This window comes from Terrabacter sp. Soil811 (genome assembly GCF_001429655.1).
GTDB lineage: Bacteria > Actinomycetota > Actinomycetes > Actinomycetales > Dermatophilaceae > Terrabacter.
This window is the reverse complement of sequence record NZ_LMSX01000008.1, coordinates 682,964-707,790: the sequence shown is the minus strand read 5'-3', so window position 1 is coordinate 707,790 and position 24,827 is coordinate 682,964. Positions and strand designations below refer to the sequence as shown.

Here is a 24,827-nt window from a genome sequence, read left to right as displayed (position 1 = left end):
TGGCCGCCGTCGTCGCTCTGCGGTCAGAGGAAGCGGCGCCTCAGGAGAACCGCGCCTCCGGCAAAACCGAACACACCGGCCGCCGCTGCGGCCCGACCCAGGTTCGCTGAGCCCTGCCCGTCGACACCGGCGAGCTCGTACGAGTACGCCGTGGCGCCCATGGCGCCTGTGGGCGCGCCGTAGGCCATCCCCTCGGCCTTGGCGCGCTGGGCACCGACCTCGATGAGGGCGTACTTCTCGCCGTAGTCGGCGGCCGTGGCCTTGCCGGCAGCGACGAGCTTCTTCGTGCCCTCGTCGGAGAGACGCTGCGCGCCGTCCTTGAGCTGGGGCGCACCGGCCGCCGCGTCGGTCAGACCGGCCGCGAGCTGGCTCGTTCCGTCCGCCGCGTCGGCGAGACCGTCGGAGAGCTGGCCGGCACCGTCACTGAGCTTGCCCGCACCGTCGTCGAGCTGCCCAGCGCCGTCCGCGAGCTTGCCGACGCCGGCATCGAGCTGGCCCGCACCCGTGGCGACCTGGCTCGATCCGTCGGCGAGCTTCGAGGCGCCCGCACCGAGGTCCTTGGCGCCCTTGGCCACCTGGGACGTGCCACCGTGCACCTGGTCGGCACCGACCGTGAGCTGGTCGATGGCATCGAGCAGGTCGAGCCCACCGAGACCGAGGAGGTCCACGCCGTACTGGAGGTCGTTGACACCACCACGCAGCGTCTTGTTCTTGGCCGTGTCGGTCGGGCTGCCGATGCCGCCCTGGACCTTGGTGACAACCCCGTCGACGAGCGTCGACACGCCGGCGTCGACGAGGTCGACGCCCTCGAGCAGGCCCGGCACCTTGGGGTCACAGATCCCCTTGAGCGTCGTGTTGCTCAGGCCGCACTCGACCTTCGCGAGCCCGAGGGCCGCGTCGCTCAGCTTGCCCTTGAGCAGACCCAGACCACCCGACACCTGTCCCAGGCCCGTGGACACCTGACCGAGGCCACCGGAGACCTGATCCAGACCGTCCGACACCGCGCCGAGCCCGCCGGACGCGGCCGTCGTCTTCGTCCGAAGGTCTCCGATTCCTGCCTGCACCTGGCCGAGGATCCCCTTGCACACCGCGCCACAGTCGGTGGTCTTGGCCAGCGCCACTCCACCGTCCAGCTGGTCGATGCCGCCGCCCGGCTTCAAGGCGTCCTGGAGGCCGGCTCGGACCTGGTCGACCCCGCCCTTGGACTGGTCGACCCCACCCTTGGACTGGTCGACCCCGCCCTTGGACTGGTCGACCCCGCCCTTGAGCTGGTCGAGGCTCCCACCGGCCTTGGTGGCCTCAGCCACGCCACCGCGGATCTGGTCGACGCCGTCGATGAGGGTTCCGGTCTGGCCCTTGTCACCCAGCCCGGCGCGCAGCTTCGCGATGCCCGCGTGCAGCGGCTTCGCCTGCTCCGGCAGCGCACCGACGCCGTCGTAGAGCTGGGTGAGACCGGCATCGACCTGGTCGAGACCGTCAGCGACCTGCGCGAGACCGTCGAGCAGGGCCGGCGCGTTCTCGCCGACGAGGTGCAGACCACCGGCCACCTGACCGGCTCCGTCGTCGACCTGAGCGGCGCCACCGCTCAGCTTCTGCGCGCCAGCGTCCAGCTGCTGGTTGCCGTCCGCGACCTGGGTCGCCCCGTCGGCCAGCTTGGCCGAGCCTGCCTTCGCGTCGCCCGCTCCCGAGCGCAGCTTGGACGTGCCGTCCTTGAGCTGGCCTGCGCCTGTGGCGAGCTCGCGCGAGCCGGGCAGCGCCTGTGCGCCCATCCCCGCGTCGAGCTTCTTGGCACCATCGCGCAGCTGGATCAGCCCCGCGAGGAGCGTGCCCGCGCCATCACGGAGCTTGAGGAGGTTCGTGTCAATCTCGGTCGCACCGGCCGTCAGGGTGGCACCGGTCGTGGCACCGCCCTTGTAGCTCTCGGCGCCGCCCTTGAAGGAGGGGCTGTCGAGCGGGCTGACCGGGAGGGCCGAGACGGAGGCCTTGGGCAGCGTCCCGTCGACGATGTCGGCGGCGTAGCCGAACGTCGCGGTCGGGGTCCCGATGGGTCCGAACAAGGTCATCGTGAAGGTCAGCTTGGTGCCACCGCGGCCGTCACCGGCGAGGTTGGCCTCCTTCGAGCTGACGTTCGTGAAGGTGCCCGGCAGCGTCGTGGTGAGCGAGCCCACCATGGGGATGACGACGTCTTCCGTGGCCGACGCCTGCTTGCCCGTCCCGTCGTCGAAGGTGACGACCTGGGAGGAGCCCGTGACGTTCTTGACCGTGTAGCGCACCTCGAGACGGCCGCTGCGGCCGAGGAGGTCACCGGGCTCGACGGGCTGGCCGTCCAGGGTGTACGTGGCCTGGACCTCGAGCGGAAGCTTCTTCGTGAAGTCGCTGACGGTGCGCAGCTGCTGCTCGCCGTCGACGTCGTAGCTGCCGACCATGACGCCGTCCTTGACGTCGAACCCGCTGAAGCCGTCGAGGTTGCGCAGGCCCTGGGTCTCGATGGGGTTCTGCAGGTCGACGGTGCCGCGGCCCTTCATGGCCACCTGTTCGTAGACACGGGCGACGTCCACCTTGCCCGTCGCGTCGAGGTAGGCCTGCACCGTCTCGGTGTTGGAGACCTGGACCGAGCCGTCCCCGGCGGCAGCCGCAGGCGACGCTGCCAGCAGCAGCAGGGTGGGCATGGTCGCCAGGCCGGCGACGATGGTGGCGAGGGTCCGCTTGCTCACTGTGCTGCTCCCGTCACGAGTTCATCGAGGTCTGTGGTGCTGGAGGAGTCGTCGCGCTGGTCGCGCTGGGCCCGCTCCGTACGCCTCGCATCGACGGCCGGACGCGGCCGCGCGGACGCGTGCGGTTCCGACTGTGCTGCAAGCAGGTTCGTGGCGAGATAGCCCAGGCCCACGGCGAGGAGCACCGTGGTGGCAGCCGCGGGCGACTCGGTGAGGAACTGCGAGGGTGCGTTGGTGTAGACCGACTCGTAGGCGCCGACGATCGAGGCAGCCCCGAGCAGCCCGCTCCACAGCGGGAGACGGCCACCGCTCACAGCGGCGACGACGGCGATGAGCGCCACGACGACGAAGGCCGCGACGGCGCGCCCCGCGGACGAGTCCGGGAGGACGGCGGCACGCAGCGCGAAGCCGAGCCAGGCCAGGAGGAAGCCGGCGAGGAAACCCGCCACCTTGCCCCAGGCTGGACGGTGCGGGACGAGCCCGAGAACACCGCCGAGAGCTGCGCCGAGAAGGGCGACGTGCTCGAGGTCGAGACCGAGCAGGTTGCTCAGTCCGATGATGACCGCCGCAAAAACGGCGAGACACAGACCTGTGACCAGGCTTCTGACCATGTCCACCTCACAGTAAAAGCACCCGTCTCCGATGACGGGTGCAAGTTACCGAGCAGTATGCAGGCGCGGCGGGGTCCGTGGTGTGTCAAGTGGTGGACACCACGTCCCCGTTGCCAGAACGTGACCTAACGGACACCGCCACGTGGGTACACGTCCCCGAATCCCGTCGGACGACGCCGGCTCGGGCCCGCGTGGTCAGTGGGCCGCGTCGTGCCAGGAGTGACCGACGCCGACGTTGACGTCGAGCGGCACGTCGAGCTCGGCGGCGTGCCCCATCTCGTGACGCACGAGCTTCTCGACGTCGTCACGCTCGCCCGCGGCGATCTCGAGGACGAGCTCGTCGTGCACCTGGAGCAGCACCCGCGACGTCGCGCCCGCGTCGGTGAGCGCACGGTCGACCCCGATCATGGCGACCTTCATGATGTCGGCGGCCGAGCCCTGGATCGGGGCGTTGAGGGCCATCCGCTCCGCCATCTCGCGGCGCTGGCGGTTGTCGGACGTCAGGTCGGGCAGGTAGCGCCGGCGGCCGAACATCGTCGCGGTGTAGCCGGTCCCGCGCGCCTCGGCGACGACCTCCTTGAGGTAGTCGCTGACGCCGCCGAACCGCTCGAAGTAGCCGTCCATGAGGCCGCGGGCCTCCTCGGTGCTGATGGTCAGCTGCTTGGACAGCCCGAAGGCCGACAGGCCGTAGGCGAGGCCGTAGGACATGGCCTTGACCTTGGAGCGCATGGCCGACGTGACGTCGTCGGGCTCGACCCCGAACACCTTGGAGCCGACGAAGTTGTGGAGGTCCTCGCCGGTGCGGAAGGCCTCGATGAGGCCCTCGTCGCCGGAGAGGTGAGCCATGACGCGCATCTCGATCTGGGAGTAGTCGGCCGACATGAGCGCCTCGTAGCCCTCACCGACGACGAAGAGCTCGCGGATGCGCCGCCCCTCCTCGGTGCGGATCGGGACGTTCTGGAGGTTGGGCTCGGTCGAGCTGAGCCGCCCCGTGGCGGCGATGGTCTGCAGGTAGGTCGTGTGGATGCGCCCGTCGTCGGCCACCGACTTCTGCAGGCCCTCGACCGTGACCCGCAGGCGAGCGGCGTCGCGGTGGCGCAGCAGCGCCTCGAGGAACGGGTGCTCGGTCTTGGCGTAGAGGTCGGACAGCGCGTCGGCGTCGGTCGTCCACCCGGTCTTCGTCTTCTTCGTCTTGGGCAGGTTGAGCTGGCCGAAGAGGACCTCCTGCAGCTGCTTCGGCGACCCGAGGTTGACGTCACGGCGCTCGATGGCGTCCCACGCGTCCTCCTGCGCCTGGGTGACCTTGGCGGCGAAGTCGCCCTCGAGGGAATCGAGCCCGGCCACGTCGACGGCGATGCCGGTGCGCTCCATGCCGGCGAGCACCCCGACGAGCGGGATCTCGACCTCGGCGAGCAGCTGCTCGCCCCCGGTGGCGGCGACCTGCTCGTCGAGGACCTCGGCGAGGTCGCGCACGGCGGTCGCGCGCACCATCTCCTTCTGGGCGGCCACCTCGTCGGCGTCGCCGCCGAAGTCGAGCATGCCCTGGCCGTCGGTCGGCGCGGCACCGCTCAGCTCACGATGCAGGTTGCGCAGCACGAGGTCGTCGAGGTGGTAGGTGCGCTGGTCGGGCTTGACGAGGTATGCCGCGAGCTGGGTGTCGCTCGTCAGCCCGCCGAGCGTCCAGCCGCGGGCGCCGAGCGCCTCGATCGGCCCCTTGGCGTCGTGCATGGCCTTGGGTCGGGCCGCGTCCTCGAGCCAGTCGCCGAGGGCGGCCTCACCCTCGGGGGTCAGGGTCTGCAGGTCGATCCATGCGGCGCTGCCGTCGGGTGCGGCCACCGCGACGCCGCTCGCGTCACCGGTCCCCCGGGCCCACGTGCCGGCCACGGAGAGCCCCGCGCGCTGGTCGGACGCGAGGTGCGCGGCCACCCAGGCCGGCACGGCCTCGGGCGCGACGACCTCACCGTCGACCTCGAAACCCTCCTCGGCCTCGGGGGCCGCGGCCTCGACGGTGGCGAAGAGGCGGTCGCGCAGCACGCGGAACTCGAGCCCGTCGAAGACCGTGTGCACCTCCTCGCGGCTCCACTGGGAGCGCTGGAGGTCCTCGACCTCGACCCCGACGGGGCTGTCCTTGACGAGCTGGTTGAGCCGGCGGTTGCGCAGGACCTGGTCGAGGTGGTCGCGCAGCGACTGCCCCGCCTTGCCCGGGATCTTGTCGATGCTCGCGACGATGCCGTCGAGGTCGCCGTACTGGGTGATCCACTTGGCCGCGGTCTTGGGGCCGACACCGGGCACGCCCGGGAGGTTGTCGGAGGTCTCGCCCACCATGGCGGCGAGGTCGCTGTAGCGGGTCGGGGGGACGCCGTACTTCTCCTCGACCTGGGTCGGGCCCATCCGCGACACCTCGGACACGCCGCGGATCGGGTAGAGGATCGTGACCTTGTCGGAGACGAGCTGGAAGGTGTCGCGGTCGCCCGAGCAGATGAGGACGTCGATGTCCTGGGCCTCGGCCTGCGTCGCGAACGTCGCGATGATGTCGTCGGCCTCGTAGCCGTCGAGCTCGACGTAGCGGATGCGGAGCGCGTCGAGGATCTCCTTCACGAGCGGGATCTGGCCCTGGAACTCGTCGGGCGTGCGCGCACGGCCCGCCTTGTACTCGGCGTACTCGTCGGTGCGGAACGACTGGCGGGCCTTGTCGAAGGCCACGACGACGTGCGTCGGCTCCTCGTCGCGCAGCATGTTGATGAGCATCGAGGTGAAGCCGTAGACGGCGTTCGTGTGCTGCCCCGTGCTCGTCGAGAAGTTCTCGGCGGGGAGCGCGAAGAACGCGCGGTAGGCCAGCGAGTGTCCGTCGAGGAGGAGAAGTCGGCTCACACGGCAACCCTAGTGGCGGCCACCGACGGGGTGAGCCGGGGCACCGGGTGCGCGGGAGGGCGGCATACGATCCGGGCATGACTGACTCTTCGACGCAGGCGCCCGGCCAGACCCTCGACGACATGCGGTCGATGGCCGAGGGGACCCTCATCGAGCGGATGAACATCGAGATGACCGAGGTCTCCCCCGAGCGCCTCGTCGCGACGATGCCCGTCGCCGGCAACACCCAGCCGTACGGGCTGCTCCACGGCGGCGCCAGCGTCGTGCTCGCCGAGACCCTCGGTTCCATCGGCGCACAGATCCACGCCGGCCCGGGCCGCGTGGCCGTCGGGCTCGACATCAACGCGACGCACCACCGGGCCGCGCGCTCGGGCATCGTGACGGGGACGGCGACGCTGCTGAGCGCCGGCCGCACCCTCGTCAGCTACGACGTCGTCGTCACCGACGACAAGGGCAAGCGCGTCTGCACGTCACGCATCACCTGCCTGCTGCGCGACGCGGCGCCGGGGGCCTGAGGCCCGGCGCGCCCGCCCGGGGAAGGGCTCAGCCGGCGATCTTCGGGTCGTGCCGCGGCGCCCGCGCGCGCAGGTCACGACGGCGCTGGAGCAGGTCGAGCGAGACCCGCTGGGGCCGCGGCTCCCCGGCCAGCTTGCGCTGCATCGTCGCGGACGTCGCGACGCGTCGCACGGTCTCGGGCGCGAACCCGAGCCGGGCGAAGAAGCGGTTGGCCTCGCGGTCCCCCGCAGGCACCGAGCTGGCCAGGTGCTCGCAGCCCTGGCGGTCGGCGTAGCGGCCCGCGGCCGTGAGCAGCGACCGTCCGACGCCCTGACGGCGGAAGTCGGGGTGGACGAAGAGCATGTCGATCGAGACGCACGGAGAGTCGACGAGGAGGCTCCGCGTCGAGTCGGCGAGGACGACGTAGCCGGCGGGCCGTCCGTCGACGGACGCGATGAACGTGCAGATGTCATTGCGCTGCAAGGCATTTCGCAGGGTTCCGTCGAGCGCCAGCCGCTGGGCCGCTTCCGGGGTGGTGCCACCCTCGATCCGGTGCGTGATCCACAGCTCGATGAACTGCGAGTGCAGGCCCTCGTCGACCCGCTGCACCGAGACCAGTGCTCGACCCATCATCCCTCCCGTTCCTGCCCCGAGGTCACCCGGCAGACACTACGACCAACGAGGTCGCGGCGGAAGAGCAACACGAAGGTCCACAGCAAGCGGACGGGGCGCCACGACCGTGGTCGTGGCGCCCCGCCTTCGGATTCCGTGGCCGGCGCTCCCTCCGCGGAACGCCGTGCCGACCGTCGCCGGGAGGCTCCCCTAGACGTCGCCGCCGAGGTAGGCAGCCTTGACGGCCGGGTCGTCCGCGAGGTCCTTGCCCGTACCCTCACGGACGATCTCGCCCGTCTCGAGGATGTAGGCGCGGTGCGACCGCTTGAGCGCCTGCGCGGCGTTCTGCTCGACGAGCAGCACCGTGGTGCCCTGGCTGTTGATCTCCGTCACGATGTCGAAGATCTGCTTGATCAGCTTCGGCGCGAGCCCCATCGACGGCTCGTCGAGGAGCAGCAGCTTCGGCTTGGCCATGAGCGCCCGGCCCATGGCCAGCATCTGCTGCTCGCCGCCCGACATCGAGCCGGCAGCCTGGTTGCTGCGCTCCTTGAGACGCGGGAAGAGCTCGAAGACGCGCTCGAGGTCGTCCTTGACGGCCTTGCTCTTGCGGTCCGGACGGGCGTAGGTGCCCATCTCGAGGTTCTCCATGACGGTCATGCCGACGAAGCACCCACGGCCCTCGGGCGACTGCGAGATGCCGAGGACCGGCCGCTCGTGCGACGGCATGTGCGTGATGTCCTTGCCGTCGAAGACGACCGAGCCGGCGCGCACCGGGCGCAGCCCGGAGACCGTCTTCATCGTCGTCGTCTTGCCGGCGCCGTTGGCCCCGATGAGGGTGACGATCTCACCCTCCTCGACCGTGAAGCTGATGTCGCGGATGGCCTCGATGCGTCCGTAGTTGACGCACAGGCCGTTGACCTCAAGAAGCATCTTCCTCATCAACTCCCAGGTAGGCGGCGATGACCGCCGGGTTGTCGCGGATCTCCGCGGGCGAGCCCTCGGCGATCTTGCGGCCGAACTCGAGCACGACGATCCGGTCGGTCACGCCCATGACGAGCTTCATGTCGTGCTCGATGAGCAGGACCGTGTAGCCCTGGTCGCGGATCGTGCGGATCAGCTCCATGAGCTTGGCCTTCTCGGCCGGGTTGAAGCCGGCCGCCGGCTCGTCGAGGCACAGCAGCTGCGGGCTCGTGGCCAGGGCACGCGCGATCTCGAGGCGACGCTGGTCGCCGTACGGGAGGTTGCGGGCCAGCTCGTCGGCCTTGCCGTCGAGCCCCATGAACGTCAGCAGCTCGAGGGCGCGGGCGTAGCCCTGCGCCTCCTCCCTGCGGTGCTTCGGCAGCCGGAACATCGCCGAGACGACACCGGTCGAGTGGTGCGCGTCGACCCCGACGAGGACGTTCTCGAGCGCCGTCATGTTGGCGAAGAGACGGATGTTCTGGAACGTGCGCGCGATGCCCAGCTTGGTGATCTGGTACTTCTTGCGCTTGCCCAGCGGCTTGCCGAGGTAGCGGACCCCACCCGAGGTGGGCTGGTAGACGCCGGTCATGACGTTGAAGCACGTCGTCTTGCCGGCACCGTTGGGACCGATGAGACCGAGGATCTCGCCCTTGTTGATGTGGAAGCTCACCTCGTTGAGGGCCACGACGCCGCCGAAGCGGAGGGTGACCTCGTCGACCTCGAGCAGTCGCTCACCCTCGGACACGACGGGGACGCCGATGTCCTCGGGGGCGATGTCCACGTCGGGGTTGATCTCCGTGACCTCGTCGGCCGGGTCGGCGAGCGTGCGCTCGCCCGTCGGTTCGGCTCGACCAGAGCTCGTGCCGGCACTCGTGCCGGCGGGGCCGGCCGGGCCGGCGGGGCCGGGGGTGCCCGCGGGTGCGGTCGGGTCGTCGCCGGTGGTGGGCTGAGTGGGATCAGACACTGGCTTCTCCTTCCTCGAGGACGGCCTGTCTGTCGTCCGCCCGCTTGGCACGGACCGTGCGCCGCGGGGGCAGCAGACCCTGCGGGCGGAAGATCGCGAGCAGCATGAGCGCGAGACCGAAGACGAGCACGCGGAAGTCCGCGAACTCACGGAAGCGCTCCGGGAAGTAGCTCACCACGATCGCACCGACGATGACACCCCAGCGGTTGCCGGCGCCACCGACGACGACCGCCGCCAGGAACAGGATCGAGAGCAACAGCTGGAAGCTGTCGGGCGAGATGAAGCCCGCCTTGGTCGCGAAGAGCGCACCCGAGAGGCCACCGATGGCGGCGCCGAGCGCGAAGGCGAGCAGCTTGAACCGGAAGGTCGGCACGCCCATCAGCTCGGCGGCGTCCTCGTCCTCACGCGTGGCCTCCCAGGCTCGACCTACCCGGCTGCTCTTGACGAGGATGTCGAAGAGCAGGACGAGCGAGATGACACCGAGGGCGAGCCAGTAGTAGGGCACGAAGTCGTTGATCCCGAACTTGAGGAAGGTCGAGGTCGTGTCGAGGTCGACGACCGGGGCTCCGCTGCTCCAGTCGATGCTCGGGACCTCGAACAGCTCGAAGCCGGGCGGCTTGGGGATGTCGGAGATGCCCTGTGCCCCGCCGAGCCACTGGGAGTTGACCAGGGTGAGGCGGACGATCTCACCGAACCCGAGCGTCACGATGGCGAGGTAGTCGCCACGCACGCGCAGGGTCGGGGCACCGAGGATGATGCCCGAGATCATGGCGATGACGATCGCGATGGGCACGACGACGACCCACGACATGTGGGCGTGCTCCGAGGTCAGGACGCCGATCGTGTAGGCGCCGATCGCATAGAAGCCGACGTAGCCGAGGTCGAGGAGTCCGGCGTAGCCGACGACGATGTTGAGGCCGAGGGCGACGAGGACGTACGTCGCGACGGTGAAGAGCACACCACCGAAGTCGGAGCCCTCCGTCGTGATGAACGGGATGTTGAGCAGCGGGAGGAGGAACAGGAAGATCGCGAAGAGCACCCAGAGGAGGATCTTGACGGCCTTCGGCAGGTTGGTGACCCGCTCCCGGAAGCCCGGTGAGGTCGGCTTGCGTGCCGCGGGGGTCGACGTCGTGGTGCTCATGCGCGCGCCTTTCCGAGGGACTCACCGAGCAGGCCGGTGGGTCGGAAGAGCAGGATGAGGATGAGGAGCACGAAGGCCACCACGTCCTTCCACTGCGAGCCGACGACGGCGGAGCCGTAGTTCTCGGCCAGTCCGAGGATGAACCCGCCGAGCAGGGCACCGCGCAGGTTGCCGATGCCGCCGAGGACGGCCGCGGTGAACGCCTTGACGCCGAGGATGAAGCCGGCGTCGTACCGGGTGATGCCGATCTTCAGCATGTAGAAGACGGCAGCCGCTCCGGCCATGACGCCACCGACGAGGAACGTCACCTGGATGACGCGGTCGCGGTTGACACCCATGAGGGCGGCCGACTCGGGGTCCATCGCGACGGCACGGATGCCGCGGCCGAGGCGCGAGCGCTTCACGAACTGGTCGAGGACGACCATGATGGCGATCGCTCCGACGATGACGAAGACGTCGACGTTCGTGACGTGGTAGCCACCGACCGTGAAGATCGGCTGCGGCGCGATGATCGTCGGCATGCCCGCGTTGTTGCGCGAGTTGCGGACGTAGTCACGCAGGTTGTCGTCGAGGCCGACCCAGCCGGTGATGCGGCTGCGCAGGCCCATGATCTCGGCCAGGACGAACGAGGCGCCGATCGCCGAGATGAGCGCGATGAGGGGTGGCGCGTTGCGTTTGCGGAGCGGCCGGTAGGCCACCCGTTCGAGCAGCACGGCGATGAACCCTGACATCGCCATGGCCGCGACGAACATCATCGCGACCCAGAAGATGACCTGCCCGACGCCGGCGCCGGGCCGACCACCGAGGAGCATGACCACCCACAGCGCCGCGAAGGTGCCGTACATGAACACCTCGGAGTGGGCGAAGTTGATGAGGCGAAGGACGCCGTAGACGAGCGTGTAGCCGAGCGCGACGAGGGCGTAGACCGCGCCGATCGTCAGGCCCGTGATGGTGTAGGCGAAGAAGTTGTCGATGAGGTTCTGCATCCAAGACCTCCTGGGCCGGGTGCGGTGGGCGGGATCAGGGCTCGAGCGCCAACCGAACGAGGGGCGGTCGGAGCGTACTGCTCCGACCGCCCCCCTTCGTTGACGAACGCGTTACTTGATCTCGCCGACGGAGACGATCTTGCCGCCCTCGACCTTGTAGGCGAAGACCTTGATGTCGGCCGACTCGCCCTTGGCGTCGAACTTCAGCTGCTTCGTGACGCCCTTCTTGTCGTAGGCCTTCACGAAGTCGACCATGCTCGCGCGGTCCTTGCCGGCGGCGATGCCGTCGAGCAGGATCGTGGCGGAGTCGTAGCCCTCACCGGAGTAGGTGTTGGGGTCCTCGTTGTACTTCGCCTTGTAGGCGGCCTGGAACTCCGGCGCCACGTCGGCAGGGACGCAGGGGCAGGTGATGACGGTGCCCTCGGCCGCGTCCTTGGCGTTGTCGATGAAGGACTGGTCCTTGACACCGTCGGCCACGACGAACGTGCCCTTCCAGCCGGCGTCACGCAGCTGCTTGATGAGCGGCGCGGCCTCGGGCGAGTAGCCACCGAAGAAGAGCGCGTCGGCGCCCGAGCTCGTCACCTTCGTGACGGAGGCGCTGAAGTCGGTCTGCTTCTGCTGGATGGTGTCGTTGCCGACGACCTGCGAGCCGAGGTCCTGGCGGACGATGTCGGCCAGGCCCTTGCCGTACTCGGACGCGTCGTCGATGACGAAGGTCTTCGTCGACTTGACGGTGTCCTTGATGTACTTGGCGGCCGCGGGGCCCTGGGTCGCGTCGTTGCCGAGGGCGCGGAAGAAGGTCTTCCAGCCGTTCTCGGCGAGCTTGGGGTTGGTCGCGGACGGCGTGATCGTCACGAGGCCTGCCTCGTTGAACGCCGGGTCGGCGGCCTTGGACTCACCGGAGAAGGCGGGGCCGACGATGCCGACGACCTTCTTGTCGTCGATGGCCTTCTTGGCCAGCGCGGGAGCCTGCGTCGGGTCACCCTGCGAGTCGTAGTTCTCGAGCGTGACCTTGCAGTCGCCGTGCTTCTTGTTGTAGTCGTCGAGGGCGAGGTTCACGCCGTTCTGGATGTAGATGCCCAGGTTGGCGTTCGGGCCGGTGAGAGCACCGAACATGCCGATCTTGTAGTTGCCGCAGGCTGCAGCACCACCGCTGGCGGCAGGTGTAGCAGTGTCGCCACCCTTGGTGCCACAGGCGCCGAGGGCAAGCGCTGCGACCGCGAGCGGCACAGCGAACTTGAGGGTAGAACGCACGGGTGTCCTCCTGATGTCACACATCCCTCGGTCGAGGGCTGTCTGGAGACTAAGCCCCACCCTGCGCCGGGGTCACGGGAAACTCGCGATGAGTGACCGTGTCGTGACCTGTGCGGACCGGGACGCCGGACGATGTGCGGTCGAGCGTGCGTCAGGACGCCGGAAAGCCGTTGATGACGGCCTCGGCGACCTCCTTCATCCCGAGTCGGCGGTCCATCGCGGTCTTCTGGATCCAGCGGAACGCGTCGGACTCGCTCAGCTTGAGCTGGCTCATCAGCACGCCCTTGGCGCGGTCGACGAGCTTGCGCGTCTCGAGCCGCTCGCCGAGGTCGGCGATCTCGGCCTCGAGGGCCTTGAGCTCCTGCCAGCGCGACGTCGCGATGTCGATGGCGGGCCGCAGGTCGTCGGCGGTGAACGGCTTGACGATGTAGGCCATGACCCCGGCGTCGCGGGCCCGCTCGACGAGCTCGGTCTGCGAGAACGCGGTGAGCATGATGACGGGGCACAGCTTGGCCTCGTGGAGCTGCTCGGCGGCCGAGAGCCCGTCGAGGACGGGCATCTTGACGTCCATGATGACGAGGTCGGGCCTGACCTCCTTGGCGAGCTCGACGGCCTGCTCGCCGTTGCTCGCCTGGCCGACGACGTCGTAGCCCTGCTCCCCCAGCATCTCGACGAGGTCGAGACGGATGAGCGCCTCGTCCTCGGCGACGAGGATGCGGGTGGCGCCGCTGACCGGCGTGGCGCTGCCGCCGTCCTCGGGTGCCGGCGTCGCCTCGGGGGCGGCCGGAGCCGCGGAGGCTTCGGCGGCGGTGGCGGGGGTCGGCCTGGGGGTCGTGCTCTCGTCGGTGCTCACGGGCAAAGCGTAGCCGGGGCCACGTTTCCGGCGCGTTTCGGGACCGTCAACCACGCGTCGCGGTCAGGCCCGGGGCCGGACGTGGGGGCCGGACGTGGGGGCCGGACGTGGGGGCCGGACGTGGGGCCGGACGTGGGGCCACGGGCGACCAACGGTGCCGAGGGCGGGACTCGAACCCGCACGGCCTTGCGGCCAGAGCATTTTGAGTGCCCCGTGTCTGCCATTCCACCACCCCGGCCGGAGTGCCGCGCCAGCATACCCGTGACGACGCGGGAGCCGCGGCCGGTGGCCGCCCGGCCCTCCCGGGGACGCACGGATGCCGCCGGGCCGGCCCGGCGGCATCCGTGGTCTTGCTGTCGTGCGGGTCGGACGAGCTCAGCTCGTGACCTCCTCCGGCCGGTAGGCCGGGGCCGCCCGGTTGACGGCGTCGCCGACGCGGTGGACGCGCAGCGCGTTCGTCGAGCCGGGGATGCCGGGGGGCGAGCCGGCGACGATGACGACGCGGTCACCCTCGGCGATGCGGCCCTCGGGGATGAGCTTGAGGTCGACCTGCATGGCGAACTGGTCGGTGTGGTGCATGCGCGGCACGAGGTAGGTCTCGATGCCCCAGACGAGCGCGAGGCGCGAGCGGACGCGCGGCTCGGAGGTGAAGGCCAGCATGGGCAGACGCGGTCGGATGCGGGCCATCCGCGTCGCCGAGCCACCGGTCTCGGTGAAGGTGATGAGGAACTTCGCCCCGACGACCTCGCCGATCTCGGCCGCCGCCTTGGTGACCGCACCCCCGACCGTCTTGGGGTTGGTCTTCATCCGGGCGATCTTGTCGTAGCCGTGGACCTCGGTGGACTCGATGATGCGCGCCATGGTGCGCACCGAGTCGATCGGCCAGGCGCCGACGGACGTCTCGCCGGAGAGCATGAGCGCGTCGGCGCCGTCGAGCACCGCGTTGGCCGCGTCGGAGGCCTCGGCGCGGGTCGGGCGGGGGTTCTCGATCATCGACTCGAGGACCTGCGTGGCGACGATGACCGGCTTGGCCTCGCGACGGGCCAGCTCGATGGCGCGCTTCTGCACGAGCGGCACGTCCTCGAGGGGCATCTCGACGCCGAGGTCGCCGCGGGCGACCATGATGCCGTCGAACGCCGCGACGATGCCCTCGAGGTTGTCGACGGCCTGCGGCTTCTCGATCTTGGCGATGACCGGGATGCGCTCACCGAACTCGTCCATGATCGCGTGCACGTCGACGATGTCGTCGGCCGAGCGCACGAACGACAGCGCGATCATGTCGACGCCGAGACGCATGGCGAAGCGGAGGTCCTCGCGGTCCTTGTCGGACAGGGCGGGGACGCTGACGGCCACGCCGGGCAGGTTGATGCCCTTGTTGTTGCTGACCTGGCCGCCGATGACGGTCTCGGTGAGCACGTCGGTGTCGGTGACCTCGATCGCGCGCAGCATGACCTTGCCGTCGTCGATGAGCAGGACGTCACCCGGAGTCACGTCACCGGGCAGGCCGTCGTAGGTGGTACCGACGATGCTGTCGTCGCCGTCGACCTCGCGGGTGGTGATGGTGAAGCGCTGGCCGGGGCTCAGCGTCACCGGACCGCCGGAGAAGCGCCCGGTGCGGATCTTGGGGCCCTGGAGGTCGACGAGGATGCCGACGGCACGTCCCGACGCGTCGCTCGCGGCGCGGCAGTCGCGGTAGACCTGCTCGTGCACGGAGTGGTCACCGTGGGAGAGGTTGAGTCGGGCGACGTCCATGCCGGCGTCGACGAGGGCGCGGAGCTGGGTGGGCGATGAGGTCTTGGGTCCGATCGTGCAGACGATCTTGGCGCGACGCATGCTTCAACCTTATGGGTGCTGTGACGTGGGTCACCACGTGGGTTCGTCCTGTGGGACGCCCCGCGGCGTCGTCGGCGCGGGCTCCGTTGTGGCTCAGGGTGATCATGAGCGTATGCCGTGTCGCCGAGGTGGCGACACGGCATACGTCCGGGTGTGGCGGGGTGGCCGGATGTCGGCCGGCGCGGTCACACCGTGACGGGGCGGTCGCTCGGGCCGATCGGACGCGGCAGCGAGCTCGAACCGGTGAGCCACGCGTCGACGCCGGCGGCGGCGGCGCGCCCCTCGGCGATGGCCCAGACGATGAGCGACTGGCCGCGGCCGGCATCGCCGGCGACGAAGACGCCGGGGACCGAGCTCATGAAGTTCTTGTCCCGCTGCACGTTGCTGCGCTCGTCGAGCGCGACACCGAGCTGCTCGACGACCCCCGGACCCTGCGGGCCCAGGAAGCCCATCGCGAACAGGACCAGCTGGGCCGGGATCTCGCGCTCGGTGCCGGGCTTGGACGTCGGGCGGCCGTCGACGAACTCGACCTCGGTCAGGCGCAGCGCCGCGACGTTGCCGTCGTCGTCGCCGACGAACTCCGTCGTGCTGACGGCGTAGAGGCGCTCGCCGCCCTCCTCGTGGGCGCTCGCGACGCGGTAGAGCATCGGGTAGGTCGGCCACGGCTGGGTGCCGGGGCGGTCCTCCCCCGGCTGCGGCATGATCTCGAGGCTCGTGACGGACGCCGCGCCCTGTCGATGGGCGGTGCCGATGCAGTCGGCACCGGTGTCACCGCCGCCGATGACGATGACGTGCTTGTCGGTGGCCAGGATCTGGCCCTCAACCTGCGCGCCGAGCGCAGCCCGGTTGCCTTGCGGGAGGTAGTCCATCGCCTGGTGGATGCCGCCGAGCCGGCGACCCGGGACGTCGAGGTCGCGCGGGACCGTGGCCCCGAGCGCGAGCACGACGGCGTCGTATCGGTCGCGCAGCTGGCGACCCGTGATGTCGACCCCGACGTCCATCCCGTTGCGGAAGCGGGTGCCCTCCGCCGTCATCTGGTCCAGACGCCGGTCGAGGACCGACTTCTCCATCTTGAACTCGGGGATGCCGTAGCGCAGCAGACCGCCGGGCTTGTCGGCGCGCTCGAAGACGGCGACGGTGTGGCCCGCGCGCGTCAGCTGCTGGGCGGCCGCCAGACCGGCCGGGCCCGACCCGACGACGGCGACCGTCTTGCCGGACAGGCGCTCGGGCGGGAGCGGCTTGACGAGGCCCTCGTCGAAGGCGCGCTCGATCGTCGTGACCTCGACCTGCTTGATCGTCACGGCCGGCTGGTTGATGCCGAGCACGCACGCCGTCTCGCACGGCGCCGGGCAGAGACGGCCGGTGAACTCCGGGAAGTTGTTCGTCGCGTGGAGCCGCTCGATGGCGTCGGACCAGTCCCCGCGCCAGGCGAAGTTGTTCCACTCGGGGATGAGGTTGCCGAGGGGGCAGCCGGAGTGGCAGAACGGGATGCCGCAGTCCATGCAGCGGCCGGCCTGGCGCTGGAGCTGGCCGAGCTCCTGCTCCTCGTAGACCTCCTTCCAGTCCCGAATGCGCACGGGGACGGGACGGCGGGGCGGGAGCTCGCGCTCGCGGGTGGTGAGAAAGCCTTGGGGGTCAGCCACGGGAAGCCTCCATGATCCGGTTCCACACTTCGGGTCCGTCGAGGTCGAGGCCCTGCGCCTCGGCCTCGGTCCGGACGTCGAGGACACGCTGGTAGTCGCGCGGGAGCACGAGCGTGAAGCGCTCGCGCGCCGCCGCCCAGTCGTCGAGCAGCGCTCGCGCGACCGGCGACTCGGTCCACCTGACGTGGCCCTCGAGCAGCTCTCGGAGCGGCCCCTCGTCGTCGGGCCGCAGCGGCATGAGGTCGACCATCTCGCGGTTGACGAGGTCGGCGTCGAGGTCGAGGACGTAGGCGAGGCCACCGGACATGCCGGCCGCGAAGTTGCGACCGGTCCGGCCGAGCACGACGGCCGTGCCACCGGTCATGTACTCGCAGCCGTGGTCGCCGACACCCTCGACGACCGCATGGGCGCCGGAGTTGCGCACGCAGAAGCGCTCGCCGACGATGCCGCGCAGGAAGAGCTGCCCGGTCGTCGCGCCGTAGGCGATGACGTTGCCACCGATGACGTTCTCCTCGGCAACGAGGGTGGCCTCGCGGTGCGGCCGGACGGCCACGCGGCCGCCCGACAGTCCCTTGCCGACGTAGTCGTTGGCGTCGCCGAAGAGCTGCATCGTGACGCCCGCCGGCAGGAAGGCGCCGAAGGACTGCCCACCGGACCCGGTCATCGTCAGCTCGATCGTGTTGTCGGCGAGACCGTGCGGGTGCGCCTTGGTCACGTGGTGGCCGAGCATCGTGCCGACGGTGCGGTTGACGTTGCGCACCGCGATCTCGGTGCGCACCGCCTCGCCGGACTCGATGGCCGACAGGGCGCGGCTCAGCAGCTCGTTGTCGAGCGCCTTGTCGAGCCCGTGGTCCTGCGTGGCCGACTGGTGGAGCGTGCCACCGGTCGGGTTGTCGGCGACGGCGAGGATGGGGCTGAGGTCGAGGCCGGACGCCTTCCAGTGCGCGATGGCCTTGTCGAGGTCGAGGCTGCCGACCTGGCCGACGGCCTCCTCGATCGAGCGGAAGCCGAGCGAGGCCAGGTGCTCGCGCACCTCCTCCGCGATGTACTCGAAGAAGGTCTCGACGAACTCCGGCTTGCCGGAGAAGCGCGAGCGCAGCTCGGGGTTCTGGGTCGCGATGCCGACCGGACAGGTGTCGAGGTGGCAGACGCGCATCATGATGCAGCCCGAGACGACGAGCGGAGCGGTGGCGAAGCCGAACTCCTCGGCACCGAGCAGCGCAGCCACGACGACGTCGCGACCGGTCTTGAGCTGCCCGTCGACCTGGACGACGATGCGGTCGCGCAGGCCGTTGAGCACGAGGGTCTGCTGGGCCTCGGCGAGGCCGAGCTCCCACGGCGCGCCCGCGTGCTTGAGCGAGGTGAGCGGCGAGGCGCCCGTGCCGCCGTCGTGGCCGGAGATGAGCACGACGTCGGCGTGCGCCTTGGACACGCCCGCCGCGACCGTGCCGACACCGATCTCGGAGACGAGCTTGACGTGGATGCGCGCCGCCGGGTTGGCGTTCTTGAGGTCGTGGATCAGCTGCGCCAGGTCCTCGATCGAGTAGATGTCGTGGTGCGGGGGCGGCGAGATGAGCCCGACGCCGGGCGTCGAGTGCCGCGTCTTGGCCACCCACGGGTAGACCTTGTGCCCGGGCAGCTGCCCGCCCTCGCCGGGCTTGGCGCCCTGCGCCATCTTGATCTGGATGTCGTCGGAGTGGGTGAGGTACAGGCTCGTGACGCCGAAGCGTCCGGACGCCACCTGCTTGACGGCCGAGCGGCGCTCGGGGTCGAGCAGCCGGTCGATGTCCTCGCCGCCCTCGCCGGTGTTGGAGCGCCCGCCGAGGTGGTTCATCGCGATCGCGAGGGTCTCGTGCGCCTCCTTGGAGATCGAGCCGTAGCTCATCGCCCCCGTGTTGAAGCGCCTGACGATCTCGCTGACCGGCTCGACCTCCTCGATCGGCACGGGCAGCCGGCCCGTGACCCCGGTCGGCCGGAAGCCCATGAGACCGCGCAGCGTCATGAGCCGGGACGTCTGGTCGTCGATGCGCCCCGTGTACTGCTTGAAGATGTCGTAGCGGCGCTGGCGCGTCGAGTGCTGGAGGCGGAAGACCGTCTCGGGGTCGAAGAGGTGCGGCTCGCCCTCGCGGCGCCACTGGTACTCGCCGCCCACCTCGAGGGTGCGGTGCGGCTGGTGGACGCCGTCCGGCGGGTAGGCCCGGGCATGGCGCTCGGCCGCCTCGCGGGCGATGACGTCGAGGCCGACGCCGCCGAGCTGGCTGACGGTGCCCGTGAAGTAGCGGTCGACGAGCGGCTGGGCCAGGCCGATGGCCTCGAAGACCTGGGCGCCGCGGTAGGAGGCGACGGTCGAGATGCCCATCTTGGACATGACCTTGAGGACACCCTTGCCGAGCGCCTTGATGAGGTTGGCGACGGCCTTCTCGGCCGTGACGCCCTCGATCTCGCCCGCCCGGACGAGGTCCTCGACGGTCTCCATGGCCAGGTAGGGGTTGACGGCGGCGGCACCGAAGCCGATGAGCAGGGCCACGTGGTGGACCTCGCGCACGTCGCCGGCCTCGACGAGCAGACCCACCTGGGTGCGGGTCTTCTCGCGGATGAGGTGGTGGTGGACGGCAGCCGTGAGCAGCAGCGACGGGATGGGCGCGAGGTCACGGCCCGAGTCGCGGTCGGAGAGCACGACGAAGCGGGCTCCGCGGCGGATCGCCTGCGAGACCTCGGCGAAGATCTCCTCGAGGCGGTCGCGCATGGCGGCCGCTCCCCCGGTGACGTCGTAGAGGCCGCGGACGACGTGCGTGGCGTAGCCGGGCAGGTCGCCGTCGGCGTTGATGTGCACGATCTTGGCGAGCTCGTCGTTGTCGATGACGGGGAAGTCGAGGACGAGCTGCCGGGCGTGGCTCGGGGACGCCGACAGCGCATTGCCCTCCGGGCCCATGTACGTGCCGAGCGAGGTGACGAGCTCCTCGCGGATCGCGTCGAGCGGGGGGTTGGTGACCTGCGCGAAGAGCTGGGTGAAGTAGTCGAAGAGCAGGCGTGGCCGCGACGACAGGACGGCGATGGGCGTGTCGGTGCCCATCGAGCCGAGCGCCTCGCCACCCGACCGGGCCATCGGCGTCAGCAGGATGCGCAGCTCCTCGGCAGTGTAGCCGAAGGTCTGCTGGCGCCGGGCGACCGAGGCGGCCGTGTGCACGATGTGCTCGCGCTCGGGAAGGTCCTCGAGGCGGATGAGACCGGCGTGGAGCCACTCGGCGTACGGCTTGGCGGCCGCGAGCTGGCTCTTGATCTCCTCGTCGCTGACGATGCGGCCGTGCTCGGTGTCGACGAGGAACATCTTCCCGGGCTGCAGCCGGCCCCGCTGGACGATGGTCCGCGGGTCGAGCTCGAGCACCCCGGACTCCGACGCGAGGACGACGAGGCCGTCGTCGGTGACGGTGTAGCGGCCCGGACGCAGGCCGTTGCGGTCGAGAACCGCCCCGACGAGCGTGCCGTCGCTGAAGCAGACGTTGGCCGGGCCGTCCCACGGCTCCATGAAGGTCGAGTGGAACTCGTAGAAGGCCTTGCGGGCGGGGTCCATCGTGGCGTGGTTCTCCCACGCCTCGGGGATCATCATGAGCACGGCGTGCGGGAGCGAACGGCCACCGAGGTGGAGCAGCTCGAGCACCTCGTCGAAGCTCGCCGAGTCGGACGCCTCCGGCGTGCAGACCGGGAAGATCCGCTCGAGGTCGCCCGGGATGATGTCGGACGTCAGCAGGCTCTCGCGTGCGTGCATCCAGTTGCGGTTGCCCTTGACGGTGTTGATCTCGCCGTTGTGGGCGATGAACCGGTACGGGTGCGCGAGGGGCCACGACGGGAACGTGTTGGTCGAGAAACGCGAGTGCACGAGGGCGAGCTCGCTCGCGAAACGCGGGTCCGACAGGTCGGGGAAGAACGGCTCGAGCTGGCCGGTCGTCAGCATGCCCTTGTAGACGATGGTGCGGGAGCTGAGCGAGGCGAAGTAGACGTCGACCTCGTGCTCGGCGCGCTTGCGCAGGCAGAACGCGAGGCGGTCGAGTCCGAGGGCCACCTGGCGGCCGATCGAGCTGCTGACGAAGAGCTGCTCGAAGAACGGCATGCAGTCGCGCGCGACGGTGCCGACGAGGTCGGCCTCGACGGGGACCTCGCGCCAGCCGAGCACCTTGAGGTTCTCGGCGACCGCGATCTCCTCGATGCGGGCCTTGGCGGCGGCCCGCTCGATGGGGTTGGGGGGCAGGAAGGCGATGCCGGCGGCATACGCCCCGCTGTTGGGGAGCGTGAAGGGGACGTTCGCCCGGAAGAACTCGTCGGGGATCTGCGTCAGGATGCCCGCGCCGTCACCGACGAGCGGGTCGGCGCCCGTGGCACCACGGTGGTCGAGGTTGCGCAGTGCCGTGAGGGCGTGGTCGACGATGTCGTGACCGGCCGTCCCCCGCATCGTCGCGATGAGGGCGACACCGCAGGCGTCGTGCTCGAACTCGCGTCGGTAGAGACCGGAGTTCTCCGGGTGTGCACTGAAGAGGGCACGGGTGCGGGTGTGCGGCGGCATCTTCACCGTCCTTCTGCTGGGTCCCAGGCGGGCGACCGCGACGGGGCCACGCGACATGACTGAGGGCATGTGGACGGCACTGGCCACAGGCGTTGCTGACGACGATATCGGAGGGACCGCTCGTCCTACCTGTTGATACGGCGGATTCCGAATCGTGAGACGCCGTGCTCACGGCCACGGTCGGGACGTGATGCAGACCGCATCAGGACTGCGCCGGACGGTCCACCTTCGCGTCGCTGCCCACGGTGTCGTTCGGCCGGTCCGAGCCGGTCTGCACCGAAGGATCTTCGGGGTCGTCGGCGCCCGGCTCGTCGGTCGGCTCCTCCGCCGACTCGCGACCCGCCGCGTCGTCCTTCTCGTCGGGGTGGTCCCCCGCCCCCTCAAGGGTCGGGTCGTCCGGCGACACCGGGACCGGGGGCTGCTCCATCCGGGCGAAGCGCCGCCACAGGTAGACGCCGAGCAGGAACACGAGGATCGAGACCCACGTGTTGACGCGCTGACCGAGGATGAGGTTGGCCGAGTCGGTGCGCATGTTCTCGATGACGATGCGGCCGATCGGGTAGCCCATGACGTAGGCGGCGAAGACCTGGCCCGCCTTGAGCCGGCGATGCCGGCCGAGCCAGATGAGGAAGGCCGCGAGCAGCAGGCACCAGAGGGCCTCGTAGAGGAACGTCGGGTGGAAGTAGCCCTTGACGACGGGGTTGCCCTGAGCGTCGACGACGGCCCGGCCGAGGGAGGTGTCCCACTCGTAGATGCGCAGCCGCCACGGCAGGTCGGTCGGCGCGCCGTAGATCTCGTTGTTGAACCAGTTGCCGAAGCGGCCCATGGCCTGGGCGATCGCGAGCCCGGGAGCGGCGGCGTCGACGAAGTCGCGGAAGGCGACGCCGTTCTTGCGGCAGCCGATCCACGCGCCGACGGCGCCGAGCGCCACGGCGCCCCAGATGCCGAGGCCGCCCTCGTAGATGGCGAACGCCTTCCACGGCTGGCCGTTCTCGCCGAAGTACGGCTGCGGCGTCGTGATGAGGTGGTAGATGCGTCCGCCGACGATGCCGAACGGCACCGCCCAGGCGGAGATGTCGATGGCGACGCCCTTGCGGTGCCCACGGGCCTCGAGCCGCTTCTGCGTCAGCCAGACGGCGACGACGATGCCCGCGAGGATGCACAAGGCATAGCCGCGGATCGGCAGCGGGCCCAGGTGCCAGACCCCGACGCTCGGCGACGGGATGTCGGTGGGCAGGACGGCGCCCAGCGCGGCCGGGACCCCGGCGAGCAGGCTCATGACCGGCCCCGGCGGACGCCGTCGGCGAGCTCGCGGGCGAGGGCGCCGAGCGCCTCGAGGCCCTGCTCGTCGGAGTCGGCCTCGGTGAGGCAGCGCACGAGCGCCGAGCCGACGATGACGCCGTCGGCGTAGCGGCCCACCTGGGCCGCCTGGTCGCCGGTCGAGACACCGAGCCCGACGCAGACGGGCAGGTCGGTGTGCTCGCGGGTGCGTGAGACGAGGGCGTCGGCGGCCTCGCCGACGCTGGCGCGCGCACCGGTGACGCCCATCACTGCGGTCGCGTAGACGAAGCCACGGCACTGGGAGGTCACGGCCTCGAGGCGCTCGGGGGTCGAGCTCGGGGCCACGAGGAAGACCTTGTCGAGGTCGTGGGCGTCGGCAGCGGCGATCCAGTCGCCGGCCTCGTCGGGGATGAGGTCAGGGGTGATGAGCCCGGCTCCCCCGGCGGCGGCGAGGTCGGCGGCGAAGCGCTCGACGCCGTAGCGCAGGACGGGGTTCCAGTACGTCATGACGAGCGCACCCGCGCCGGCGGCCGAGACCTCATGCGCCGCCGTGAAGATGTCGGTCAGGTGCACGCCGGCCGCGAGGGCCCGCACGGCGGCATCCTGGATGACGGGCCCGTCCATGACCGGGTCGCTGTAGGGCACCCCGATCTCGATGATGTCGACGCCGGACTCGACGAGGACCTTCATGGCGGAGATCGACCCCTCGACCGAGGGGAAGCCGACGGGGAGGTAGCCGATGAGGGCCGCGCGGTTGTCGGCACGGCACTTCTCGATGATCGTGGCGACGCTCACTGCTGCTCCCCCATGCCCTTGGCGCCGTCGTCCTCCGGCAGACGCGGCGAGCCGTCGTCGCCGATGAGGCCGAACCACTCGGCCGCCGTGTGGACGTCCTTGTCGCCGCGCCCCGAGAGGTTGACGAGCAGGACGGCGTCGGGTCCGAGCTCGCGGCCGACCTTCATCGCACCGGCGAGCGCGTGCGCGCTCTCGATGGCGGGCAGGATGCCCTCGGTGCGCGAGAGCAGCGAGAAGGCCTCCATGGCCTCGACGTCGCTGATCGGGCGGTACTCCGCGCGCCCCGACTCGAGCAGGTGGGCGTGCTCGGGTCCGACGCTGGGGTAGTCGAGACCCGCCGAGACGCTGTGCGACTCGACGGTCTGGCCGTCCTCGTCCTGCATGACGTAGGTGAAGGCGCCGTGGAGCACGCCGGGGATGCCGGCCGAGAAGCGCGCCGCGTGCTTGCCGGACTCGACGCCCTCGCCGCCCGCCTCGAACCCGATGAGCCGGACCGAGCGGTCGTCGATGAAGCGGTGGAAGATCCCCATCGCGTTGGAGCCGCCGCCGACGCAGGCGAGGACGGCGTCGGGCAGCCGACCGACGAGGTCGAGCACCTGCTGGCGCGCCTCGACACCGATGACGCGGTGGAAGTCGCGGACCATCTCGGGGAAGGGGTGCGGCCCGGTGACGGTGCCGAGGACGTAGTGCGTGGTCTCGACGTTGGCGACCCAGTCGCGGAACGCCTCGTTGACGGCGTCCTTGAGCGTCTTGCTGCCGTTGTCGACCGCGACGACCTCGGCGCCGAGCAGGCGCATCCGCGCGACGTTGAGCGCCTGGCGCTCGGTGTCCTTGCGGCCCATGTAGACGACGCACTCGAGACCGAGCAGGGCAGCGGCCGTGGCCGTCGCGACGCCGTGCTGGCCCGCACCGGTCTCGGCGATGACGCGCGTCTTGCCCATGCGCTTGGTCAGCAGGGCCTGGCCGAGGACGTTGTTGATCTTGTGCGAACCGGTGTGGTTGAGGTCCTCGCGCTTGAGGATGACGCGGGCGCCGCCGCAGTGCTCGGCGAAACGCGGCACCTCGGTGATGATGCTCGGCCGCCCCGTGTAGGTGCGCTGGAGACGCTCGAGCTCGCCGACGAACTCCGGGTCGACGACGGCCTTGCGCCAGACCTCCTCGAGCTGCTCGAGGGCGGGGATGAGCGCCTCGGGGACGTAGCGTCCGCCGAAACCCCCGAAGCGGCCGTATGCCGGCACGTTGGATGTCGTGGTCAT

17 protein-coding genes and 1 tRNA gene are annotated in these 24,827 nt (G+C 70.3%); 1 reads left to right on the top strand and 17 read right to left on the bottom strand.

The genetic code is table 11. The features are described from left to right. Nucleotides 1-23: 23 nt before the first annotated feature. The 3 genes from ASH01_RS13650 to polA form a co-directional block, all read right to left on the bottom strand. A complete protein-coding gene (locus ASH01_RS13650; RefSeq protein ID WP_056776611.1) occupies nt 24-2,714 on the bottom strand; it encodes a hypothetical protein in 2,691 nt (896 codons plus the stop codon). After that, complete coding sequence (locus tag ASH01_RS13645; RefSeq protein WP_056776608.1) at nt 2,711-3,325, bottom strand: hypothetical protein; 615 nt, start codon at nt 3,323-3,325, stop codon at nt 2,711-2,713. The genes ASH01_RS13650 and ASH01_RS13645 overlap by 4 nt, the downstream gene beginning before the upstream one ends. 195 nt (nt 3,326-3,520) lie before the next feature. Next, nucleotides 3,521-6,196: a DNA polymerase I gene (gene polA / locus ASH01_RS13640; RefSeq protein ID WP_056776605.1), complete on the bottom strand. Its 2,676-nt coding sequence runs from the start codon at nt 6,194-6,196 to the stop codon at nt 3,521-3,523. Between the two features lie 77 nt (nt 6,197-6,273). Between polA and ASH01_RS13635 the strand changes: the two genes are divergently transcribed. Then, nucleotides 6,274-6,711, top strand: a complete 438-nt coding sequence (locus ASH01_RS13635) for a PaaI family thioesterase (protein ID WP_056776602.1) — start codon at nt 6,274-6,276, stop codon at nt 6,709-6,711. 28 nt (nt 6,712-6,739) lie between these two features. On the opposite strand, the gene ASH01_RS13630 is transcribed toward ASH01_RS13635, so the two are convergent. The 14 genes from ASH01_RS13630 to trpB form a co-directional block, all read right to left on the bottom strand. After that, nucleotides 6,740-7,321: a GNAT family N-acetyltransferase gene (locus tag ASH01_RS13630; RefSeq protein ID WP_235508750.1), complete on the bottom strand. Its 582-nt coding sequence runs from the start codon at nt 7,319-7,321 to the stop codon at nt 6,740-6,742. Between the two features lie 192 nt (nt 7,322-7,513). After that, on the bottom strand, nt 7,514-8,233 hold the full coding sequence (locus ASH01_RS13625; protein ID WP_056757316.1) for an ABC transporter ATP-binding protein: 720 nt from the start codon (nt 8,231-8,233) through the stop codon (nt 7,514-7,516). Continuing rightward, the gene (locus tag ASH01_RS13620) at nt 8,223-9,227 is read right to left on the bottom strand and encodes an ABC transporter ATP-binding protein (protein WP_443081134.1); all 1,005 of its coding nucleotides are present in this window, start codon (nt 9,225-9,227) and stop codon (nt 8,223-8,225) included. The genes ASH01_RS13625 and ASH01_RS13620 overlap by 11 nt, the downstream gene beginning before the upstream one ends. Further along, nucleotides 9,220-10,368 (bottom strand): branched-chain amino acid ABC transporter permease, encoded by a 1,149-nt coding sequence (locus ASH01_RS13615; RefSeq protein WP_056776597.1) that lies wholly within the window; start codon nt 10,366-10,368, stop codon nt 9,220-9,222. The genes ASH01_RS13620 and ASH01_RS13615 overlap by 8 nt, the downstream gene beginning before the upstream one ends. Further along, nucleotides 10,365-11,354: a branched-chain amino acid ABC transporter permease gene (locus tag ASH01_RS13610; protein WP_056776594.1), complete on the bottom strand. Its 990-nt coding sequence runs from the start codon at nt 11,352-11,354 to the stop codon at nt 10,365-10,367. The genes ASH01_RS13615 and ASH01_RS13610 overlap by 4 nt, the downstream gene beginning before the upstream one ends. 111 nt (nt 11,355-11,465) lie before the next feature. After that, nucleotides 11,466-12,608, bottom strand: a complete 1,143-nt coding sequence (locus ASH01_RS13605) for a branched-chain amino acid ABC transporter substrate-binding protein (RefSeq protein ID WP_235508749.1) — start codon at nt 12,606-12,608, stop codon at nt 11,466-11,468. 151 nt (nt 12,609-12,759) lie between these two features. Further along, nucleotides 12,760-13,461, bottom strand: a complete 702-nt coding sequence (locus ASH01_RS13600) for an ANTAR domain-containing response regulator (protein WP_082619827.1) — start codon at nt 13,459-13,461, stop codon at nt 12,760-12,762. Between the two features lie 155 nt (nt 13,462-13,616). After that, nucleotides 13,617-13,699, bottom strand: a tRNA-Leu gene (locus ASH01_RS13595). 137 nt (nt 13,700-13,836) lie between these two features. Continuing rightward, the gene (gene pyk / locus ASH01_RS13590; RefSeq protein ID WP_056776589.1) at nt 13,837-15,294 is read right to left on the bottom strand and encodes a pyruvate kinase; all 1,458 of its coding nucleotides are present in this window, start codon (nt 15,292-15,294) and stop codon (nt 13,837-13,839) included. Nucleotides 15,295-15,479: 185 nt separating this feature from the next. Beyond that, complete coding sequence (locus ASH01_RS13585; RefSeq protein ID WP_056776586.1) at nt 15,480-16,937, bottom strand: glutamate synthase subunit beta; 1,458 nt, start codon at nt 16,935-16,937, stop codon at nt 15,480-15,482. Further along, the gene (gltB, locus tag ASH01_RS13580) at nt 16,930-21,495 is read right to left on the bottom strand and encodes a glutamate synthase large subunit (RefSeq protein WP_056777720.1); all 4,566 of its coding nucleotides are present in this window, start codon (nt 21,493-21,495) and stop codon (nt 16,930-16,932) included. Before gltB ends, ASH01_RS13585 begins: the two co-directional genes overlap by 8 nt. A 202-nt stretch (nt 21,496-21,697) precedes the next feature. Next, a complete protein-coding gene (gene lgt, locus ASH01_RS13575) occupies nt 21,698-22,774 on the bottom strand; it encodes a prolipoprotein diacylglyceryl transferase (protein ID WP_056776584.1) in 1,077 nt (358 codons plus the stop codon). Further along, nucleotides 22,771-23,571, bottom strand: coding sequence for a tryptophan synthase subunit alpha (gene trpA / locus ASH01_RS13570; RefSeq protein ID WP_056776581.1), 801 nt, complete (start codon nt 23,569-23,571; stop codon nt 22,771-22,773). The genes lgt and trpA overlap by 4 nt, the downstream gene beginning before the upstream one ends. Then, nucleotides 23,568-24,827: a tryptophan synthase subunit beta gene (gene trpB / locus ASH01_RS13565; RefSeq protein WP_056776578.1), complete on the bottom strand. Its 1,260-nt coding sequence runs from the start codon at nt 24,825-24,827 to the stop codon at nt 23,568-23,570. The genes trpA and trpB overlap by 4 nt, the downstream gene beginning before the upstream one ends.